Here is a 16,241-nt window from a genome sequence, read left to right as displayed (position 1 = left end):
GCGTCTAGGGGGGTGATGTGGGGAGAGAGCAAGTTGGGGAGGTAGCCTATGGTTGACCCCGCCGTGATGCCTATGGCGAGTCCTTCAAAAGTTTTTCCGTCTCCAAAAATCCTCCTGCCGTCCCACAGCGTTTTCCCAAAGTCTAGGGGGTGGCGCGTCTTGAGTCGGGATGAGAAGACGGCGGAGCCGTTCGCCACGTATGGGGGCCAGATTAGGATGAAAAAAGCGACAAGATCCATTACTCGTGAGTTTTCAATAGGTGTACGAGCAACGACCGCAGAGTTACGAATCCCCTGCCGCAGATGCCGCACATATAGCCCGGCTCGCTTTTGACAGCGAAGTGCATTCTAACATGCCGTCGATACTCCTGGCTCTTCACCTTAGCGTTGCATATGGGGCAGACGACGTCGTTGCCGCTTTTCTTTCCATGCTCGGCGTAGTGGGAGACAACATGCCTCCAACTAACCTCTTTCTTACACACAGAGCACCTAACCCTGGTGGTCGGTTTTGCGTACCTCTGCTCAGTACACGCGAAACACAGCTGGTTTTCCATGGCCTTGGGGAAGAAACCCATTTATAAAGCTCAACTAAGGCGGAGGCATGCATAGAGGAGCCGCGCTGGTGGATTGGAGAAGGGGGGTCTTAGCCTACGTAGAGGCGGACGACTACGCTCTAGAGGAGTTTAAAAAAATTGTCGAGCTCTGCGGCGGTCTAGCCGAGCGGAGAAATCTGCCGTGCCTAACCTCGCTTACCTCTAGGTTGGGAATTAGGTCGGTGCTCTACATCACAGATATATACGGCATAGCGAACTCCGCCGCGTTTGAAAAGAGGATTCCCCGGGCAACGCTCTTGAGAAAAGCGTGGGCGTATTTAAACGAGCTCCTCTGCACGTCGGGCGTTGTGGAGTGCGGCGACGAGGTGCAACTAAGCTGTTGCGGGGGGTGCGGCGTGGCGTGTCAATTGGCGATCGTGGCGGGGCTCGCCAGACTAGGCATAGAGGTAGACCTTAGAGAAAAGCTGAGGGAGGTCTTGCTAAGAGGCGAAAGTTAACACTTCTCTTCTAGAGCTCGCCCTCGCCATCCTAAGCTCCTCCTTATAGCGTTCAACATCTTCTTGAATCTTGTCAAGTTTTTTCTCGACGTAGTTAATAAAGTAATTAACTAAGAGACGCACCAGCGCATACTGCGGCCCCTTGAAGTAGAATTTGCTTACAATATCCTTTGCCCAGTATATAGAGTGCCTCGCCACCACCTTAAGCAAATCTATGTGTTCTGGATATAGGTTAACCTTGTCCAGCCACCCGGTCTTTTCGCTCTTCACGTGGCTCATAGGGACGTAGAACAACGGCACGATTAACGAGCGGTACGGCCTAAGCCGTTCCACGAGCTCAATAGTCTCAACCACGTCGTCTGGTTGCTCATCTGGGAGACCTACGATCAGGGTGATGGCGGGTATCAGCCTAACCTCGTGCATAACTGCGGCCGCCTCGACAACTATGTCATGCCACTGCTCAATCTTGTAGGGGGCGGCCTTCCCCGGCATTATTCTACGCGCCAGCCGTATAGATCCGGTCTCAAGCCCTATCTGCGCCCCCCACCACTCCTGATTGTCGTCAATTATAATCTCTGAGAGCTTAGTAAAGAGCTTCCCCATCTTCTTCTCGCCGTGGTACACCGCCACTAGCGTGGAGTGGCTCCACCCAACCCTCCGGTAGTATTTCTTAGCCAGTTTGTGTAAAGCTATCAGCTTCTCGGGATTGGGCTCCACACTAGTAGAGCCGTAGAGAGGCACCTCGTCTGAGTGGAGAATGCCGTCGACAACCCCCGCATCTGCATTTACTTTCAACTCCTTTTCAATTTTCTCAAGAGGATACCACCTCAACGCCCTAAGCGTCACAGGGCAGAAGGCGCATCCCCGGGGGCACCCCCTCCCAATCTCAACCAAGCCGTTTATACTCGGGTACCTTATGGTAGATATCTCATCTACGTCGGGGGCCTCACTCACCCCCACATATACATACTTCGGCAACGGCTTGCCCTCTAGAGCCCTCTTCACAAGGTCTACAACTAGCTTCTCCCCCTCGCCGTCGAAGATAGTGTCGACGCCCCACCTCTCAACAAGTTCTGGATAGTACAGCCACTGCCACGCCGCGGGCCCTCCCACGACTACCTTCAGCCCGTTGCTTGACTTAGCCTCCCATATATGCGGCGCCAGCCGCTCCATAAACCTCCTAAACAGCATGGCGTTCATAGGCTCCTTACCCACAATTACCCCCCAGGTACTGCTTGGAGGGTTGAGGCCGAAGTAGTCGTGGTGACTTAACATAAGCAACTTGGCGTCTTTGAGGTACTTGTGGACGTGGTCTGGGTCTATCACGGCGGCGTTTATGCCGGCGTCTAGAAGCTTAGCCTCAATTTTCCTCATTCCGTAGGGCGCCTCCAAGGGCCTCCCCCATTTATCTGTCTTAACCTTTGGAGCAAAGAGATAGGTGTGGAAGCGCTCAGAGAGGCCAAAGGGGAGCTCGACGAAAACAGGCCCCGTGGTCCCAAACCCTAGAAACTCCTTCCTGTGGTAGTTCGACATCATAGATCTATCCGTGGTAATCACGACGTCAAATCTAGGTAAAGGCATACTATTATCTCGACTATCCATTTATAAGCATTAACTGCCTCTACCCTCGTGGAAATAATCACTCTGAGGGAGGTGGGCAACGATGTGGTAACGCTGGTGAAGCAGTTGATAGAGCTGATCGGCCCGCCGCCTATCGACGTAGTGGTGATAGGGGCCGAGGAGACGAGGCTGGAGCCCGGCGACATTCAGATCTTAAAAGTCGCCCTCCCAGTAGACAGATATGCGGTTCTTAGAGAAGTGGCCTTTAGCCACGCCTTGACAGATCCCCAGCTCTTAGAGATATGGGCCGCCCCACCTGAGCTAGCCGCCGATCAGCTGGCCAACGAGTTATCCATCGCGCTTCTAAAGAGACTGTTGGACGCCATGGTCGCTAAGGTAGATGCCCAGCTAGTAATGGAAAGGGCGAGGCCGGAGGTTGTGGAGGGCGACACCCTCGCCTATACACTAGTCCGCACGCTCGCCGTCGATGCATCAGCCAGCCTAGCCGTGGCTGGTCATATGCCGGAGGCGCTTCAGTTAGTTACAAAGCTGGCCAGCCACCCAATATATGAAAAATACAGGAGCTTCTGGGACTTCGCAGTGGCAAACTTCAAACACCTGCCCATATACAACTGGCTTCTACTTATGTACGGCTAGTCCACAAGCCCCTCCTCTGTTATGCGGAACGAAACCTCCCCCTCCGGGTGGTAGGGGCTGTCGAATATCTTCGCAATTCTAATGTTTTCCTTTGACTTCCTCAGCCAGAGGCGGTAGGTTGCGCCGTGCGCCAGTATGTTGCCCCCAGCCGGCCTCAGCGGGTTGCCGAAGAAGACGTCTGGTTGCGCCATCACCTGGTTTGTGATTACCACCGCCACGTCGTAGGCGTCGGCGAGGCGCAGTAGGTCTGCGACGTGTTTATTCAGCTTCTGCTGGCGCTCAGCCAGGTTCTCCCTGCCGGGGAACTCGGAGCGGAAGTGGGCAATTACCGAATCTACTACAAGCAACGCCACATTGTGTTGCTTTATGATAGACTTAGCCTGGTCCACTAGAATCATCTGGTGATCCGAGCTGTAGGCCCTGGCGTAGAAGATGTTATGCAACGCCTGGTCGGGGTCGAGCCCCCTGGCCTTGGCGATCTGCATAATACGCTCGGGGCGGAAGGTGTTCTCGGTGTCTATGTAAATGGCCTTGGCGTCCAGCCCGCCCCTGTCCTCGGGGAGCTGGACCATCACCGCTAGCTGGTGACACAGTTGCGTCTTGCCGGAGCCGAACTCGCCCACGACCTCGGTGACGGCCCTGGTCTCCACGCCGCCGCCGAGGAGCTCGTCAAGCGCCCTCACCCCCGTGGAGATCCGCCTAATCATCTTACGCCTCTCGTAAACCTCAAGGGCAGAGATAAACGAGTGGAGCCCCAGCATCTTCCGCGCCGCTTCAATAATCTGCTGCGCCCTCTCCTCGTTACCGATAATTTCGGCGAGCTCCTTAGCAGATGCGAAGGCTATGTCGCGTACCGTGTAGTACCCCCTCTCCTTCAGCTTAGCCCCCGTCACCCTCCCAATGCCCTCCAGCTCCTCGACATCTAGATCGGCACGTACTTCGACGGTGGCCTGCGCCTGGGCCGCCTCGGCATCAGCCTTTTTCTTTTTAGAAGACACGGAGTGGCTTGCATGCTAGATATAAATAATTTTTGTCGTAGACACGGCACATCAGCGCATCTGGGTCACCGAGGTAAAATAAATATGGCAACAAGGAAAAGACGGCTGTGAGGATAACTAACCCGGCTGACTCGTGAAGATGGGGTCAGGGACTGATTTTTAAACGCCGCCTCTCTGTAAGACGTGTCTCTTAGACGCCGCCTCAGCGGAGTGGTGCCCGGGGAGTTGCTTGAGAAGGTCCCATCCTCATTTGAAATTATTGGATCCAGGAGCGGCGCAGTCGCGGTTATCGAAATACCGCCGGAGCTTGAGGACTACAAATTCGCCATAGCTAAGGCGGTGGCTGAGGCGAATAAACACGTACGCGCCGTGTTGCGCAGAGTAGGTAGCCGGGCCGGGGAGTACAGGCTCTACAACTACGAGGTGCTGTTGGAGGGCCCCACGGAGGTTATACACAAGGAACACGGCTACTACATAAAAGTCGACCCCACCAAGGTCTTCTTCTCTTCGAGGGACCAGACAGACAGGCTTGACGTGGCTAGTAGAGTCGGCGAGGGCGAGAGAGTTCTATACCTCTTCGCCGGAGTCGCGCCCTACGCGGTGGCCATAGCCAAGTTGGCAAAGCCGAGGCTGATAGTAGCCGTAGAGCTCAACCCATGGGGCTTTAAGTACATGGTCGACAACTTCCGGCTTAACAAGATTAAAAACGCCGTGGCGATACACGGCGACGTGGCTGTGGTTGCACCCCTACTGAGGCGGAAATTCGACAGAGTCCTCCTAACGCTCCCTCTAGGCGCCTATAAGTACCTGCCAGCGGCTCTTGAGTGTCTAGAGAAGAGCGGGGTGATTCACTTCTACCACTTGGGCAAAGAAGAGGATCCATTTGGGGAGGCGGAGGGGATTGTCACGCAGATATGTCCCCACTGCCAAGTGGTAGGTCGGCGGGTGGTGAGGGACTACGCCCCCGGCGTGTACAAGGTTAGGCTGGATATCTACAAGCCCTAGAAGAACCGCGGCGTACCCCCCTCCTCCCCCCCACGCCTACGCGGCGGCGCCTGCGGCCTCTGCTGTATATACAGCGTAAGGACGCTCGGCACCTTCCCCTCCTTCGCGAATTTAGAAAGCAGATCCCTATATTCGCTGGTGTGAGAAATATCGACTTGAATGAATTTAATGGCGACCTCCCTAAGCATCGACTCGAGGCGCCTCAGCATCTCCTCAGGCATCACCGACGTCACCACTGGGTTGCTGAGCCAAGACTCGAAATCCTTCAGAACCTTGGCTATGTAGCCCAGCATCGCCTGCGCCGAGTAGAGCAACTCAAGCCTGTCGGCCATCTTCATAGACTCCCCGTGGGCCTCCAGCTCCTTCACCTGCCTCTCCTGTTCCTTAACCCACTGGTCCAGCCGCTCCATCATCGACTCCAGGTACTCCAGAACGGCCTCCGTAGTCGGAATTTCACGATCCATGTACCTCACTCCCGTATCCGTATATAAACCTTATGCCAAAAGCGCAATTAAAAGAGAAGGTATGACGAAAACAGCAACCGCTATAACCAACCCAACTTTCTTATAGATCCTGACGGTGTCTTGGATTCTCCTGAAGCCCTCCTCACCTAACACCTCCGCCACGACCTCCACCCTCTTGTAGGCAACCGGCAACGGCGCCAGCGATCTCTCCGCCTCAGACACCGCCTTCTCCACGAGCTCCACTATACGGCTGTGTTCAATACGCTCCCCCACTATCCTGTACCCACGGCCCAGCCCAACGCCGGTGGCCCTATGGGTGTCTGTGGTCACCACCTCCACTACCTCGTACCCACGCGCCTCGTAGATCTTAACAAGTTGCTCGTACAAGGCGCTGTCTAGGTTATTCCCATCAAAAACAATCAGCAACCCCCTAGCCCCGTCGCAGTCATTCACAATAGCCGAGATCCCCGCAGGCCCAATTTCGTAACCCAGCGGATCGAGGTGCTGTGCATAAGCCTTCCCAACCCCGATTCTGAAAGAGCGGCATACGTTAGTCTCGTGTAGCGCCTTTAAGCCTCTAGAGAGCGATACGACGTCCTCCTCCTCCCAATGCACGGCGCCGTCGAATTTATTCTGGGCGTCGACCAATACGTACTCCCCCGCGTCCACCCGCCTACCCACCCACGTGGGTATGTCGTCAGACGCCGACTCCACCCTACTCACTATCGCCAAGTGGGGCGGGGCCCCTATGCTGAAGCCTACCACCTTAACGTCCCCGATCTCGAGCTTCACAGGGCGCACGCCCAAGGGCGGCGAGCCGTTGTGCATAGATCCGAGAGCTGACTTAACCGCGTCGACTATGCGCCTCACGGAGTTGCTGGTGACGGGGTCGCGCTCGTGGCTACCCACGCCGTGTAGGAACGTGAAGCGGTACCCCATCTTCTCTATTTCACTATTTAGGTAATCCACCAACATGCCTCCCCCTATGTGTCTAAAGGGGCCCGGGTGGAAGTCGGAAACCACCACCACGTGCCGCCCCCCTATGGTGTAGACATGGAGAGGCACAGCCTCCACCCTACCCAGCTCCCTAAAGGCATCCTCCAAGACGTCGTCTTCTGCAAACACGGCGTATATGAAGCTGGAGAACATACACATGGCGTCAAGACCGCGGGCCATTTTGTTAATCACGGCCCTCATTATCTGAAGGACGGCGATGTAGGAGAGAGACACCACGAAGAGGTAGTACTCCCCCATTAGGTAATACACCAGGGAAGACACCGCCAGCGGCAACACGTACGCCGGCGTCTTGCACTTAAGCGACTGTAGAACCGTGGCGCTTATAATCCCCCCAACTAGAGAGAAGGACAGCGCAGGTTTTTGAAAAACCAAGTCAAAAAACGCCACAAACGTCGTAGACACCACGGCGACGTAGTACGACCTCCTGGGGTTAATCAAGGCGCGGTCCACCAGCAGAAAAATCAAGAGGAGCGCCCCCCCGAAGCCGATGTAGAGGAGGGGGGCTAGGGGTTGCTGAGCCCCCTTCAAGACTGCGAAGACAATAAACAACGAGGTGGCGTAGAGCGCGATTCTCTTCGGCGAGCGGCCGAATAGAATAGAATAGCTCTTCTCAAACGCCCTCATAACAGCTCTATGTAGCGCCTAATGGCACTTGAATACTTCTGAGCCGACAGGCTCATCTGGAGGTACCTATTCCGCCGGGGGAGTTTGTAGAAGTACAGCTCCTCCTCCATTGGGTTAATCACGGCGTAGCCCACCTCCGAAATATCCCACCTATTCTTAACCCTATTAGCCACATCTCTATGGAAGCCGGTGTCCACAAAGGGGTGGAGCACCACGACTCTGTCAAGGCCGTAGAGGAGAAAACTCTTAGCCATGGAGAATCCCAGGTGGTACGTCTTAGCCACGTCTACATAGCCGAAACCAGTCAAAGAGCCGTCTACCCCCCGCAGTAATATATCTATTTTATCCGTATATTTGTTGGCTAGTTGCGGCATGTAGGGGACGCCCCTCACCACCTTAGCCACCCGCTTGCCAAGGAAGGCAGGCGCGGCTTCTAGAAACTTGGCAAAGGAGTCCAAGACATCCGCCTCCCCAGACATGCCCCTCATACTCACCACGTAGAACTTCTTCACCTCGTACTCCTCCTCAGACACCTCGGGAAGCGGCATGTTTTCCAACACCTCCTCTGAAAACAAGGTGTGGGGGAGGTAATACGCCGAGCCCGCCCTCTCAGCAGCGCCGGCCAGCCTCATGGCCTCCAGGCTTTTACAAATCGGCTCGTCCCACAGACACTCCACGACGAAGCTACCCGACAGAAACATGTACACCGGGTTTTTCGTATTGATCCAGTTGAGGCTAATCTTCTGCAACAAGGCGATGTGATCCGCCGAGAACTCCACCAGCGCTTTCCTCATCTTCTCAACGCCGAAATTTGCCGCGCAGTACTCAAACTCCCTTAGGTGATCCTCGGCGGTGCACCCACGGCGGTGGCAGGAAAAATCCACAAGTAAATCCCCCTATATAAATTAGAAATACCTCTCTAACCCCCCGCCGAAAAACACAGCCAAGTCGCTCTGAAACTCGCCCCTCAGCTTCGGGTTCCTCAGCACAGCGGCGGGGTGGTAAGTCACGCAAACCTCAAGCTCAACTCCGGCGACCCGTCCCTTGAAACAGCTCCCCCGCACGTCGCTGAGTCTCTCCACCCCCCTCCCCATGTGCCTCAGAAGCGCCCCCGCGCTGACCAGGCCGAGCGCCACGACCCTCCTGGGCTTTAATATCTCTATCTGCTTGAGGAGGTACGGCATACACGCCTCAACCTCGTCCTCCCGGGGAGTTCGGTTCTCCGGAGGTCTGCACTTAACCACGTTGGTAATAAACACGTCTTCCCGACGTACGCCTAGTTGGCTAAGGGACTTTGTGAGGAGCTGACCCGCGGAGCCTACGAAGGGCCGGCCCTGCTCGTCCTCGACGGCGCCGGGCGCCTCGCCCACAAGCATGACGCCCAGCCTCATACTCCCCTCGCCGGGCACGGCGTTTTTCCTGTGTCTATGAAGCGGGCATTTTGTGCAGTTCCTAATTTGTTCATGAAGCTCTTGGAGATCCACGGCGTGTGTATACTTGCTATAAATTACCATTTCTTAACTCCTGGAGTTTTAATACCTCCCCAGTGGGTTACGTGATTTGGAAGCTTTTTCCGCCGCTGGGCAAACAGGAGAGAAAAGACGCGAAGCTACCTACGGTGAGGGGCAAGCCGGTTTACATCGGCGGGGTCCTCCTCATCGGCGTGGCGGAGAGGGGGGAGTTCGACGTCAAGCGGAGAAAACTCATCTCAATAGAGATAAAAGACGCAGGCGGACACAGCTACTACCTAGACACCTCAACCACGCGGGTGAAGATCACGCGAGAATACGTCGACTTAGACGTGGCGGCCTTGCCGAAGTTCTTCGAGATTAAGGTCCGGGAGGTCAACGGGATGATTGAGGAGTTGAAGAAGTCCAGGAGCGAGCTGGATAAGTCCTACCACAAGCTGGAGGAGGCCCTCCTGAAGGGGGTAATAGGGATGGATGTGTACAACGAGCAGATTAAGCGCCTCCAAGAGAGGGAGAAGAGACTGAGAAACGCCTGTATAGACATGGAGAAGAGCGTGGCGTCGGTGGGCCAGTCCCTCAGCCAGCTAAAGATGGAGCTAGAGAAGAAGAGAGAGCGGCTAGAGGCCAAACGCCTCCTGGACAAGCTTGACGAATCCGAAGCGGAGGAGCTAGGCAAAATCCTCAACACGCTGGGTAGCATAAACGCTCTGAGCCACCTAATAACCTCTTCTATCATCCAGTTGAGGCTTATCTGCTAACGGCGCTACGGAGCATTTTTTAAAGTGGATGCACGCTATACACATGGCGACTCTACAAACCATGCTAGGGCCCCATGCCTACATCTTCCAGAGATACGGAATCCCGCCCCACCTAGACGTACGAGAGGCGGCGGAGAGGCTTAGCAACACTGCGCCGCACCTGGCGAGGTTGCTGAGAGACATTGCGTATAGAAACGAGGTTTTTTAATCAATAACGTCGACGCCCGCCACGGGGCAACCCTCAGTCTCGTCAGCGCAGCCCAGTATCAAGTGCTCTCTATTCGCTTTGCACCTCCTGCAGTATAGATAGAGCTTCCCCCCAAATAGCGACAGGTTGAAACCCGCCTCAAAGATTTTCTCCTCTCCACAGACTGTGCATTTCAAGACCCATTTAGTCACGTCGTTGTAAACCGCCGTGTAGAAATATTTTACTTCTTCACCACGCGTTGGATGTAGTCTGCTATATGTACCGCCGGATTTATTCCAGTGGCTTGTTTAAAGCCACGCCAGTCGGGGCTGGCGTTGACCTCAAAAACGACGTAGCCCTCCCGCCCCTCGCCGATGTCGACGCCGGAGTATACGAGGCCCATGGTGTTCGTGGCCTTGACCGCCACCTCCTCCAGCTCCGGCGTGAGTCTACACGGCACGCCCTGGGCGCCCTGGGCTATGTTAGTCTTCCACGAAGTTGAAATTCTGTACATGCAGCCGATGGCCCTCCCGTCAACCACAATAATCCGTATATCCCTATTAGGCTTTTCTACGTATTTCTGTATGTAAAGGGGGTTCCTAGCGATGAGCAGAGTTCTCATTACCTGAAAGGCCTGTTCCGGGTCTTCAAACATCATGGCGCCGAAGCCTCTGCTCCCCTGGATGGGCTTCAGCACCACCCTGCCCATGTCCCTCGTTGCCACGTAGCCGTAGTACAGATCCTCGGTTACTACGGTGGGGGGCACCGGCACGCCGGCCCTGCTGAGGAGGTACACAGTCTCCAGCTTATTTCTACAGTTCAGCAAGGCGTCTACGGGGTTAATCGCCGCCGCGCCCTTCCTCTCAAGTATTCTCAAAACAGTTACCCTTCTCATCAACGTGTTGGTGTCTATCACGTACCCAAGCCCCCTAATAACCACCACAGAGGCGTCTACGGGGCCTCTGCGCGTCTCCACAACCGCGTCGCCGTTTACTATCTTAACCGAGAGCCGCTGTAGGGGGATGTAGCGCACGGATAGACCCCTCTTCTTCACCTCGAAGTAGATATCTCTAGTTGGTTCGTCTGGCGTCTGGGACTCCGCCACGACAGCCACGTCCATGGTAAGTAAATATATGGCAATATTTATATGGTGGGCAACCTCTACACCGCGAGGGGAGTCGGCATGTGTAGAAACTGTGGATTTACAGCCCCTGCTCTAGACATGTGTAGACTCACTGAGACATGCGTCGTGTGTGCACGGGAGGCCCTAGGCGGCAAATGCGCCTCCTGCCCCGACAGGAGGCAATGCGACGTGGCGGTGGAGGGCTTGAAATTCCTCAAGACGCTGGAGCCCAAGTTGGACATGTACATAGATCTGGGGAAGCACGTCACGAGACTGCTGGAGCCATACGACAGAGTTGAGATTGGAGTAGCCTTCTTGAAGAACTTAATGGGCCTCGTGAAGCTACTTCAGAGGGAGAGGAAGGAGAGGGCCTTCCCTCTATGGGTGGCTTCCATATTTAGAGGAGAGGTGGTTTCCAGGCTGGTGAAGGTGCCGTACATAGTGAAGATAGACATCTACCGGCCCCTAAAAGATTTCTGCGCGGTGTTTAACTGCTCAGGTTTGGAGGTGCCGCTGAACAACCTGCTCAACGCCGTAGTAAGCCTATCGCTAATTGAAAAGACTGGGGATCCAAGTCGTTACTTCCGCCTGGGGGCGTAGTACGCAGTGACGGATCTCAGTAGCTGGAAGGCGAAGACCACGAGGGCTATACACACGGCTACCATGGCGACGTAGGCGTAGTACACAGGGCTCACCACTTGAGCCGCCGGGGGGGCCAGCGCCGTGAGGGCAAAGAGAAAGGCCAGGCCTGTCGCCGCCGCCGCCGAGTAGAGCAACTTCGTCGTGGAGGCGAACTCGCCCCTCGCCGTGGTGGCCCGGGAGAGGAATATGAGAATTGTCGACGCTACTAGAGCCACGAAGGAGAGGAGCACTAATAAGCTCTGGGCGAAGACGGCGGCCCCGTAGCCGCTGGCGTAGGCGGCGTTGAGGCTGAGGTAGATTGGGAGGTTGCTGGATGCGTACGCCACGCCCCCCACCAACATGGTCGCCAGGTGGAGAATTGAAGTGAGGAGTCCATAGAAGGAGAAGCGTTGTTTAGACTCCTCAGACCTTTTGTACAGCGTTGCCCTACTCATGTGAGCTGGACGTACTGCCTAATTTTAATGTTACACTGTCTACAGTAGAGCACCCTATCCAGAGTCCTCCTGCTGTTCAGCTGGTCAATTCTAAGGTACTGGTTTGCCACCTCCATTTTTCTGCCGCATGAGGGGCACCTAGTTAGGTAATCTAGGTAGTCGCTGTCCATGGCTCCGCTAATGTATTTATTTAAGAATTATCACCAACGCGTGGACAGAGTCCCGCTTAGCGAAGTGGTGGCTAGGGTGGGCAGAGGCGAGAATTTGGAGGTGGTCGGCTATGAAGGCGACGCCGCTGTGGTGGACAAGGTCAAGGGCGTCGTCAAGGGCGACTTCTCCAGCGAGGACCTGGGGGAGTTGAAAAAGAGGAAGCCCAGGGGGAAGCCCACAAAGCAACAGCTAGAGCTGGCGGCTGTGGTGGCCCAGCGCCTCGTCGAGGCTAGGAAGCCGTTTAAAGTAATATTTGGACCTAAGGAGGTCACCATTAGGTCTGGGGGCGGCTTCATCCGCGTGTCTGAAGACAGCGTGAAGCTAGCTGGCTACAAGAGCTTCGACGACGACCCGATCCCCCTAGTGCTCGACGTTTTGAAGAAGTACGGCGAGGTTAAGTTGCTGAAGCCTCTGAAGTAGGCCTCTTCAGTATCACCACGTTGAACCTGCCCCGCTTTTGAATCTCCACATAGCCCCCCTCGCTCAGCCTCCGCAGTGCTTTATGTAACGTGCTCTTGGGGAGGCCGAGTTCTTTCATAATTTCGCTCTGGTACATAACCCCCTGCCTCTCGGCGAGTAGTTTCAAGATAGATCTATCTAGCTCGGGCAAGTCGTCTCTAAGCTCGTCCACCTGGGTCGCGGCGTTGCCGTTCTGAGCTTCGTTTAGCAGCTTCCTCAGCCTCGCCCTCCCGGCGTAGGTGGCCACCGCCAGCGCCGAAATTTGAACAACTAGAAGCACAAGCTCTAGCATGTAGCTTGCGATAGCCGTTCCTCTATCTCCACAGCTTCTGCAAGTGTCGAGACGTGCCGACGCCCCTCGACAAGATACCTGCTTTCCACCACCTCAAAGCCTATTTGTTTTAGAAAGTCTGCGAGACATTTCTGAGTCGTCACGACGGTCATTTTTCTAGTGCTCTTCTCGTACTCAATTGTTGTGAAGCCCGACACGCCCGCCCGGCGGCTTTTCCTAATCCTTACAACGTCTCTAGATCCCTCCACAAGCCACCCGAGGTGTAGTAGCGATTCTTTAATATCTAGCAGTAGGCTGGAGACGTCCGCCCTACACAAGGCCTGCAACGCGTTTACAACCTCAGGCGGGGCAGGCGACGCGCGGAGCGCCTCCGCGCCTATCTCCACCCTCTCCGCAAGAGGCTTAACTGTAAGATACGCCATGGTCAGCTCAAGCTCCGGCCCGGTGAAGAGGACCGAGTCGTCGCTGGTGGATACCTCGCACACCTCCTCTCCGTAAGGTAAAAATTTTAAAGGTTTACCCACTACGTGCGTAAAGACGTGGAGCTGGGGCCATACTTGAGGTTTAAGAAGAAGTACCTAGAGAGCGTCTTGTCTGGGAAGAAGCACGTCACTGTGAGATACGGCGTGGTGCGCCCCCGCTTCAGCTTCATCTTCATAGTCTGTTGCGGCGAGATATATGGAGAGGCGGTAATAACACGTGTGTACTACACAAAGCTGGGGAGACTGGGGGAGGACGTGGTGGCGGCCGAGGGGCTCCACTCCAGAGACGACTTGGTGAACGAGCTGAGAGAGATATACGGCGAGGTGCGCGACGACGACGCCGTCTCGGTGATTTTCTTCACCCTTGTGAGGCGTTATGAAAAGCCGGTGCCGCTAAGCCATCTGCGTGGAGGGAGGGCTTAAAACTCCCCTATATCTCACATACATGAGAAACTTGGAGAAGCTGGTGAAGGCGTTTAGTGAAAAATACGACTACCTGGTGCTGACCAGAGGGCCCAACCTGGCGTACGCCGTGGGCATGCCGGACGCCGCCGGCCTCGTGGTGGAGCTGGGCACTGGGTACTCCACTCTCTACGTCTCTAGGCTAGACTACACGCGGGCTAGAAACACGGCGCGCGTGGATAAAGTCGTCGCGATAGCCTCGGCAGAGGTGCCTCCAAGGAGGCCTGGGGAGGAGCTCGTGGTCGCGCCGAGTTTTGTAGATGTTGTGAAAAAGCTAAGCGGGAGGATCGCCTCGGACAGTAAAGAATTGGGTGTAGACGTCTCGGGGGAAATCGCCGAGCTGAGGGCGGTGAAAGACGAGTGGGAGCTGGGCGTTATGAAAGAGGCCTTGGCGATAACGGAAAGTGTGTATATGAAGCTGAGCCAGAGCAGACTGGTTGGTCTTAGGGAGAGGGACGTGGCAGCGCTTGTATACAAGTGGTTTCTAGAGGAGGGGGCGGACGGCGTAGCCTTCGAGCCAATAGTGGCCTCCGGGCCCAACGGGGCGTATCCCCACTACAGATTCGGTGAGAGGAAGATATCACACGGCGACTACGTTGTGGTGGATATAGGCGCCAAGAAAGGCGTCTACTGCTCCGACATGACGAGGACCTTTACGCTGGGCGGAGGCCCCGTGTTGAGAGACGCAATGTACGCCGTCTACGAGGCCGTCAAGGCTGCGGAGAAGGTAGCGAGAGAGGGGGCGCCGGCGGCCGAGGTGGACAAGGCGGCGAGGGGGGTTATCGAGGAGTACGGATTCGCGCCTTACTTTATCCACTCCACGGGCCACGGCGTCGGCGTCGAGGTCCACGAGCCGCCTAGGCTATACCTCACGTCAAAAGACATCTTGAAGAAGGGCTATGTAGTTACGATAGAGCCTGGGATCTACATAGAGGGGGTTGGGGGCGTGCGTATTGAGGACATGGTTTACATAGACGGCGGCGCCGTGGTTTTGAACAAACTGCCGCATATTTTCTAACGCCTCCTTCCATATATCCCGTAGCCCACCTTCACCTTCTCTACTACAAAACCCACTCTCCTAAGCCTCTCAGCTACGCCCCTGTATGGGTTTAAGCCTCTGTACTTGGCGCCGCTCTGGCTCACGTAGTGAAAAATCCCGCCTCCCCTCCTGAGTATTCTGTAGAACTCTCTGTAAAGCGCCTCGGAGTACAGCCTCTGGGTCGCGTGGCTCAGCCTGGGCGGGTCGTGGATTATGTAGTCAAAGGAGGAGTCTCTCAGCGAATTTACGAAGGAGTAGCAGTCGCCGACGACTGTATCCACGGCGGGCGTCCACAGCCCTCTGCTGTAGGGGTTAAACGAGGCGAGAAGAAGCACGTGAGGATCCACCTCCACGGTCACCACATGCCTAGCCCCCCTCCTCAACGCCTCTATGGCTGTGTAGCCAAGGCCGGTGCAGCACTCAAAAACCCTCCCCCAGATCCGCTCTATCTTTCTAGCCGTGACGACTAGGGGGTTTTCCAACACGCTGTGCATAGTGACGCCGTCTATCATCAACGTAGGCGCCCATCCCCTCTTAAACACACACAACTTGTAGAAACGCTCCGCGGCTATAGACAGCTCACGCCACTCGCCGCCAATCAACGCATACACCTCGCAACTCTCCTCGTCGACACCGGGTAGCTCTTCGAGATCAAACTCGTACTCTATGCCGCTGTAGACAAACCTGGCAACGCCCCCCCGATACGCAACACGAGTCTTGGTGATCTCCAGGTCAAACGATACCTCCCCACTTCTATTTCTCAGCTCCTCTATCTGCCACCTAGAAACCACAGGCACGGCGAAGTGCGCCACGGCTACATGTTGCCATAATATTTTTCAGCTTACTCCCCCTCCCCCGGGGGGTTTCTAAGTCATGGGAATAAATTAGGATACAAATCTAAACTACATGTACGTCCAGTACGTTATGTACAGTCCCGTGGGGGAGTATCTGAGGCTCGTTATTTTGCAGAGGCTGGCGAGGGGGCCGGCCAGCGTCGAGGAGATAAACGACGTGGCAAGGAAGGCCGTTGAGAAGACGGGGTTTAGGTACGACTGGCGGGTCTGGCCGGAGCTGTTGAAGCGGGAAGTCGCCGTGAGGGACGGCGTCGTGGAGCTCACGCCCTTCGGCAGGTGGATATACGAACAGACCAGGGAGGAGGTGGCGGAGTACGTAAAGAAGACGCTGGGGCCCGTTCTGTAACCCTTTTTTCCACGGCAACGCCCTGGCGCTCACAGCGCCTCTACATTCTTCCTGACTTGACGTCAGACGTTTTTCCTGATTCAGGAAAATTGTCAGACTTCCTGAATCA

The 16,241-nt window shown here is 55.5% G+C and carries 25 protein-coding genes; 10 read left to right on the top strand and 15 right to left on the bottom strand.

Annotation, left to right across the window (positions count from 1 at the left end; all coding sequences use genetic code 11):
* Together ACP5J3_RS04665 and ACP5J3_RS04660 are read right to left on the bottom strand one after the other, a co-directional pair.
* A partial coding sequence (locus tag ACP5J3_RS04665) for a CDP-archaeol synthase (RefSeq protein WP_428494598.1) occupies positions 1 to 239 on the bottom strand: 239 nt, incomplete at its 3' end.
* Positions 239 to 553 carry a C2H2-type zinc finger protein gene (locus ACP5J3_RS04660; RefSeq protein ID WP_428494597.1) on the bottom strand — a complete coding sequence of 105 codons (315 nt, stop codon included), beginning with the start codon at positions 551 to 553 and terminating at the stop codon, positions 239 to 241. The genes ACP5J3_RS04665 and ACP5J3_RS04660, both read right to left, overlap by 1 nt.
* Before the next feature lie 47 nt (positions 554 to 600).
* On the opposite strand from ACP5J3_RS04660, the gene ACP5J3_RS04655 reads away from it, so the two are divergent.
* Entirely contained in the window at positions 601 to 1,050 is a 450-nt protein-coding gene (locus tag ACP5J3_RS04655; RefSeq protein ID WP_428494596.1) for a hypothetical protein, read from the top strand.
* On the opposite strand, the gene ACP5J3_RS04650 is transcribed toward ACP5J3_RS04655, so the two are convergent.
* The gene (locus ACP5J3_RS04650) at positions 1,033 to 2,631 is read right to left on the bottom strand and encodes a B12-binding domain-containing radical SAM protein (RefSeq protein ID WP_428494595.1); all 1,599 of its coding nucleotides are present in this window, start codon (positions 2,629 to 2,631) and stop codon (positions 1,033 to 1,035) included. The two genes, ACP5J3_RS04655 and ACP5J3_RS04650, sit on opposite strands and share 18 nt — an antisense overlap.
* Positions 2,632 to 2,679: 48 nt before the next feature.
* On the opposite strand from ACP5J3_RS04650, the gene ACP5J3_RS04645 reads away from it, so the two are divergent.
* Positions 2,680 to 3,267 carry a hypothetical protein gene (locus tag ACP5J3_RS04645; RefSeq protein WP_428494594.1) on the top strand — a complete coding sequence of 196 codons (588 nt, stop codon included), beginning with the start codon at positions 2,680 to 2,682 and terminating at the stop codon, positions 3,265 to 3,267.
* Here ACP5J3_RS04645 and radA read toward each other — a convergent pair.
* On the bottom strand, positions 3,264 to 4,265 hold the full coding sequence (gene radA, locus ACP5J3_RS04640; protein WP_428494593.1) for a DNA repair and recombination protein RadA: 1,002 nt from the start codon (positions 4,263 to 4,265) through the stop codon (positions 3,264 to 3,266). The two genes, ACP5J3_RS04645 and radA, sit on opposite strands and share 4 nt — an antisense overlap.
* Positions 4,266 to 4,448: 183 nt before the next feature.
* Between radA and ACP5J3_RS04635 the strand changes: the two genes are divergently transcribed.
* Entirely contained in the window at positions 4,449 to 5,270 is an 822-nt protein-coding gene (locus ACP5J3_RS04635; RefSeq protein ID WP_428494592.1) for a class I SAM-dependent methyltransferase, read from the top strand.
* On the opposite strand, the gene ACP5J3_RS04630 is transcribed toward ACP5J3_RS04635, so the two are convergent.
* The 4 genes from ACP5J3_RS04630 to udg are packed head-to-tail and all read right to left on the bottom strand — an operon-like array spanning position 5,267 to position 8,859.
* On the bottom strand, positions 5,267 to 5,734 hold the full coding sequence (locus tag ACP5J3_RS04630; RefSeq protein ID WP_263245452.1) for a DUF2153 family protein: 468 nt from the start codon (positions 5,732 to 5,734) through the stop codon (positions 5,267 to 5,269). The genes ACP5J3_RS04635 and ACP5J3_RS04630 overlap by 4 nt on opposite strands.
* A gap of 30 nt (positions 5,735 to 5,764) precedes the next feature.
* The gene (locus ACP5J3_RS04625; RefSeq protein WP_428494591.1) at positions 5,765 to 7,375 is read right to left on the bottom strand and encodes a DUF2070 family protein; all 1,611 of its coding nucleotides are present in this window, start codon (positions 7,373 to 7,375) and stop codon (positions 5,765 to 5,767) included.
* Positions 7,372 to 8,259: a hypothetical protein gene (locus ACP5J3_RS04620; RefSeq protein ID WP_428494590.1), complete on the bottom strand. Its 888-nt coding sequence runs from the start codon at positions 8,257 to 8,259 to the stop codon at positions 7,372 to 7,374. The genes ACP5J3_RS04625 and ACP5J3_RS04620 overlap by 4 nt, the downstream gene beginning before the upstream one ends.
* A gap of 21 nt (positions 8,260 to 8,280) precedes the next feature.
* Positions 8,281 to 8,859: a type-4 uracil-DNA glycosylase gene (udg, locus tag ACP5J3_RS04615; RefSeq protein WP_428494589.1), complete on the bottom strand. Its 579-nt coding sequence runs from the start codon at positions 8,857 to 8,859 to the stop codon at positions 8,281 to 8,283.
* A gap of 71 nt (positions 8,860 to 8,930) precedes the next feature.
* On the opposite strand from udg, the gene ACP5J3_RS04610 reads away from it, so the two are divergent.
* Together ACP5J3_RS04610 and ACP5J3_RS04605 are read left to right on the top strand one after the other, a co-directional pair.
* Positions 8,931 to 9,602 carry an Atg14 domain-containing protein gene (locus ACP5J3_RS04610; RefSeq protein ID WP_263245443.1) on the top strand — a complete coding sequence of 224 codons (672 nt, stop codon included), beginning with the start codon at positions 8,931 to 8,933 and terminating at the stop codon, positions 9,600 to 9,602.
* A 43-nt stretch (positions 9,603 to 9,645) separates the two neighbouring features.
* A complete protein-coding gene (locus ACP5J3_RS04605) occupies positions 9,646 to 9,810 on the top strand; it encodes a hypothetical protein (protein WP_162470310.1) in 165 nt (54 codons plus the stop codon).
* Here the strand turns inward: ACP5J3_RS04605 and ACP5J3_RS04600 are convergent.
* Positions 9,807 to 10,001 (bottom strand): hypothetical protein, encoded by a 195-nt coding sequence (locus ACP5J3_RS04600; protein WP_428494588.1) that lies wholly within the window; start codon positions 9,999 to 10,001, stop codon positions 9,807 to 9,809. The genes ACP5J3_RS04605 and ACP5J3_RS04600 overlap by 4 nt on opposite strands.
* A gap of 29 nt (positions 10,002 to 10,030) precedes the next feature.
* Positions 10,031 to 10,909, bottom strand: a complete 879-nt coding sequence (locus tag ACP5J3_RS04595) for an ATP-grasp domain-containing protein (RefSeq protein WP_428494587.1) — start codon at positions 10,907 to 10,909, stop codon at positions 10,031 to 10,033.
* Positions 10,910 to 10,936: 27 nt separating this feature from the next.
* On the opposite strand from ACP5J3_RS04595, the gene ACP5J3_RS04590 reads away from it, so the two are divergent.
* A complete protein-coding gene (locus tag ACP5J3_RS04590) occupies positions 10,937 to 11,512 on the top strand; it encodes a hypothetical protein (RefSeq protein WP_428494586.1) in 576 nt (191 codons plus the stop codon).
* Here the strand turns inward: ACP5J3_RS04590 and ACP5J3_RS04585 are convergent.
* Positions 11,491 to 11,988, bottom strand: coding sequence for a hypothetical protein (locus ACP5J3_RS04585; protein WP_428494585.1), 498 nt, complete (start codon positions 11,986 to 11,988; stop codon positions 11,491 to 11,493). The genes ACP5J3_RS04590 and ACP5J3_RS04585 overlap by 22 nt on opposite strands.
* On the bottom strand, positions 11,985 to 12,158 hold the full coding sequence (locus ACP5J3_RS04580; RefSeq protein ID WP_428494584.1) for a hypothetical protein: 174 nt from the start codon (positions 12,156 to 12,158) through the stop codon (positions 11,985 to 11,987). The genes ACP5J3_RS04585 and ACP5J3_RS04580 overlap by 4 nt, the downstream gene beginning before the upstream one ends.
* A gap of 10 nt (positions 12,159 to 12,168) precedes the next feature.
* Here ACP5J3_RS04580 and ACP5J3_RS04575 point away from each other — a divergent pair, with 10 nt between their 5' ends.
* A complete protein-coding gene (locus ACP5J3_RS04575) occupies positions 12,169 to 12,618 on the top strand; it encodes a hypothetical protein (RefSeq protein ID WP_428494599.1) in 450 nt (149 codons plus the stop codon).
* Here ACP5J3_RS04575 and ACP5J3_RS04570 read toward each other — a convergent pair.
* Positions 12,593 to 12,949 (bottom strand): helix-turn-helix transcriptional regulator, encoded by a 357-nt coding sequence (locus ACP5J3_RS04570; RefSeq protein WP_428494583.1) that lies wholly within the window; start codon positions 12,947 to 12,949, stop codon positions 12,593 to 12,595. The genes ACP5J3_RS04575 and ACP5J3_RS04570 overlap by 26 nt on opposite strands.
* Positions 12,943 to 13,434 carry a hypothetical protein gene (locus tag ACP5J3_RS04565; RefSeq protein ID WP_428494582.1) on the bottom strand — a complete coding sequence of 164 codons (492 nt, stop codon included), beginning with the start codon at positions 13,432 to 13,434 and terminating at the stop codon, positions 12,943 to 12,945. Before ACP5J3_RS04565 ends, ACP5J3_RS04570 begins: the two co-directional genes overlap by 7 nt.
* A gap of 42 nt (positions 13,435 to 13,476) precedes the next feature.
* Between ACP5J3_RS04565 and ACP5J3_RS04560 the strand changes: the two genes are divergently transcribed.
* Together ACP5J3_RS04560 and ACP5J3_RS04555 are read left to right on the top strand one after the other, a co-directional pair.
* On the top strand, positions 13,477 to 13,854 hold the full coding sequence (locus tag ACP5J3_RS04560; protein ID WP_263245420.1) for an ASCH domain-containing protein: 378 nt from the start codon (positions 13,477 to 13,479) through the stop codon (positions 13,852 to 13,854).
* Between the two features lie 22 nt (positions 13,855 to 13,876).
* Positions 13,877 to 14,911 carry a M24 family metallopeptidase gene (locus ACP5J3_RS04555; RefSeq protein ID WP_428494581.1) on the top strand — a complete coding sequence of 345 codons (1,035 nt, stop codon included), beginning with the start codon at positions 13,877 to 13,879 and terminating at the stop codon, positions 14,909 to 14,911.
* Here the strand turns inward: ACP5J3_RS04555 and ACP5J3_RS04550 are convergent.
* Entirely contained in the window at positions 14,908 to 15,744 is an 837-nt protein-coding gene (locus tag ACP5J3_RS04550; protein WP_428494580.1) for an RsmD family RNA methyltransferase, read from the bottom strand. The two genes, ACP5J3_RS04555 and ACP5J3_RS04550, sit on opposite strands and share 4 nt — an antisense overlap.
* A 94-nt stretch (positions 15,745 to 15,838) precedes the next feature.
* Between ACP5J3_RS04550 and ACP5J3_RS04545 the strand changes: the two genes are divergently transcribed.
* Entirely contained in the window at positions 15,839 to 16,132 is a 294-nt protein-coding gene (locus tag ACP5J3_RS04545; RefSeq protein WP_428494579.1) for a hypothetical protein, read from the top strand.
* Positions 16,133 to 16,241: the final 109 nt, after the last annotated feature.

Source organism: Pyrobaculum sp. (assembly GCF_049971835.1).
In the GTDB taxonomy this organism is placed as follows: Archaea; Thermoproteota; Thermoprotei; order Thermoproteales; family Thermoproteaceae; genus Pyrobaculum.
Note: the sequence above shows the minus strand (reverse complement) of the source record. Positions and strands in the feature narration are given on the sequence as shown.

Coding starts and splice junctions, on each gene's coding strand:
- ACP5J3_RS04625 (WP_428494591.1), bottom strand. CDS start 7,375: ATGAGGGCGTTTGAGAAGAGCTATTCTATTCTATTCGGCCGCTCGCCG.
- ACP5J3_RS04595 (WP_428494587.1), bottom strand. CDS start 10,909: ATGGACGTGGCTGTCGTGGCGGAGTCCCAGACGCCAGACGAACCAACT.
- ACP5J3_RS04655 (WP_428494596.1), top strand. CDS start 601: ATGCATAGAGGAGCCGCGCTGGTGGATTGGAGAAGGGGGGTCTTAGCC.
- ACP5J3_RS04650 (WP_428494595.1), bottom strand. CDS start 2,631: ATGCCTTTACCTAGATTTGACGTCGTGATTACCACGGATAGATCTATG.
- ACP5J3_RS04545 (WP_428494579.1), top strand. CDS start 15,839: ATGTACGTCCAGTACGTTATGTACAGTCCCGTGGGGGAGTATCTGAGG.
- ACP5J3_RS04575 (WP_428494599.1), top strand. CDS start 12,169: ATGTATTTATTTAAGAATTATCACCAACGCGTGGACAGAGTCCCGCTT.
- ACP5J3_RS04590 (WP_428494586.1), top strand. CDS start 10,937: ATGGTGGGCAACCTCTACACCGCGAGGGGAGTCGGCATGTGTAGAAAC.
- ACP5J3_RS04585 (WP_428494585.1), bottom strand. CDS start 11,988: ATGAGTAGGGCAACGCTGTACAAAAGGTCTGAGGAGTCTAAACAACGC.
- ACP5J3_RS04630 (WP_263245452.1), bottom strand. CDS start 5,734: ATGGATCGTGAAATTCCGACTACGGAGGCCGTTCTGGAGTACCTGGAG.
- ACP5J3_RS04570 (WP_428494583.1), bottom strand. CDS start 12,949: ATGCTAGAGCTTGTGCTTCTAGTTGTTCAAATTTCGGCGCTGGCGGTG.
- ACP5J3_RS04660 (WP_428494597.1), bottom strand. CDS start 553: ATGGAAAACCAGCTGTGTTTCGCGTGTACTGAGCAGAGGTACGCAAAA.
- ACP5J3_RS04580 (WP_428494584.1), bottom strand. CDS start 12,158: ATGGACAGCGACTACCTAGATTACCTAACTAGGTGCCCCTCATGCGGC.
- ACP5J3_RS04555 (WP_428494581.1), top strand. CDS start 13,877: ATGAGAAACTTGGAGAAGCTGGTGAAGGCGTTTAGTGAAAAATACGAC.
- ACP5J3_RS04605 (WP_162470310.1), top strand. CDS start 9,646: ATGGCGACTCTACAAACCATGCTAGGGCCCCATGCCTACATCTTCCAG.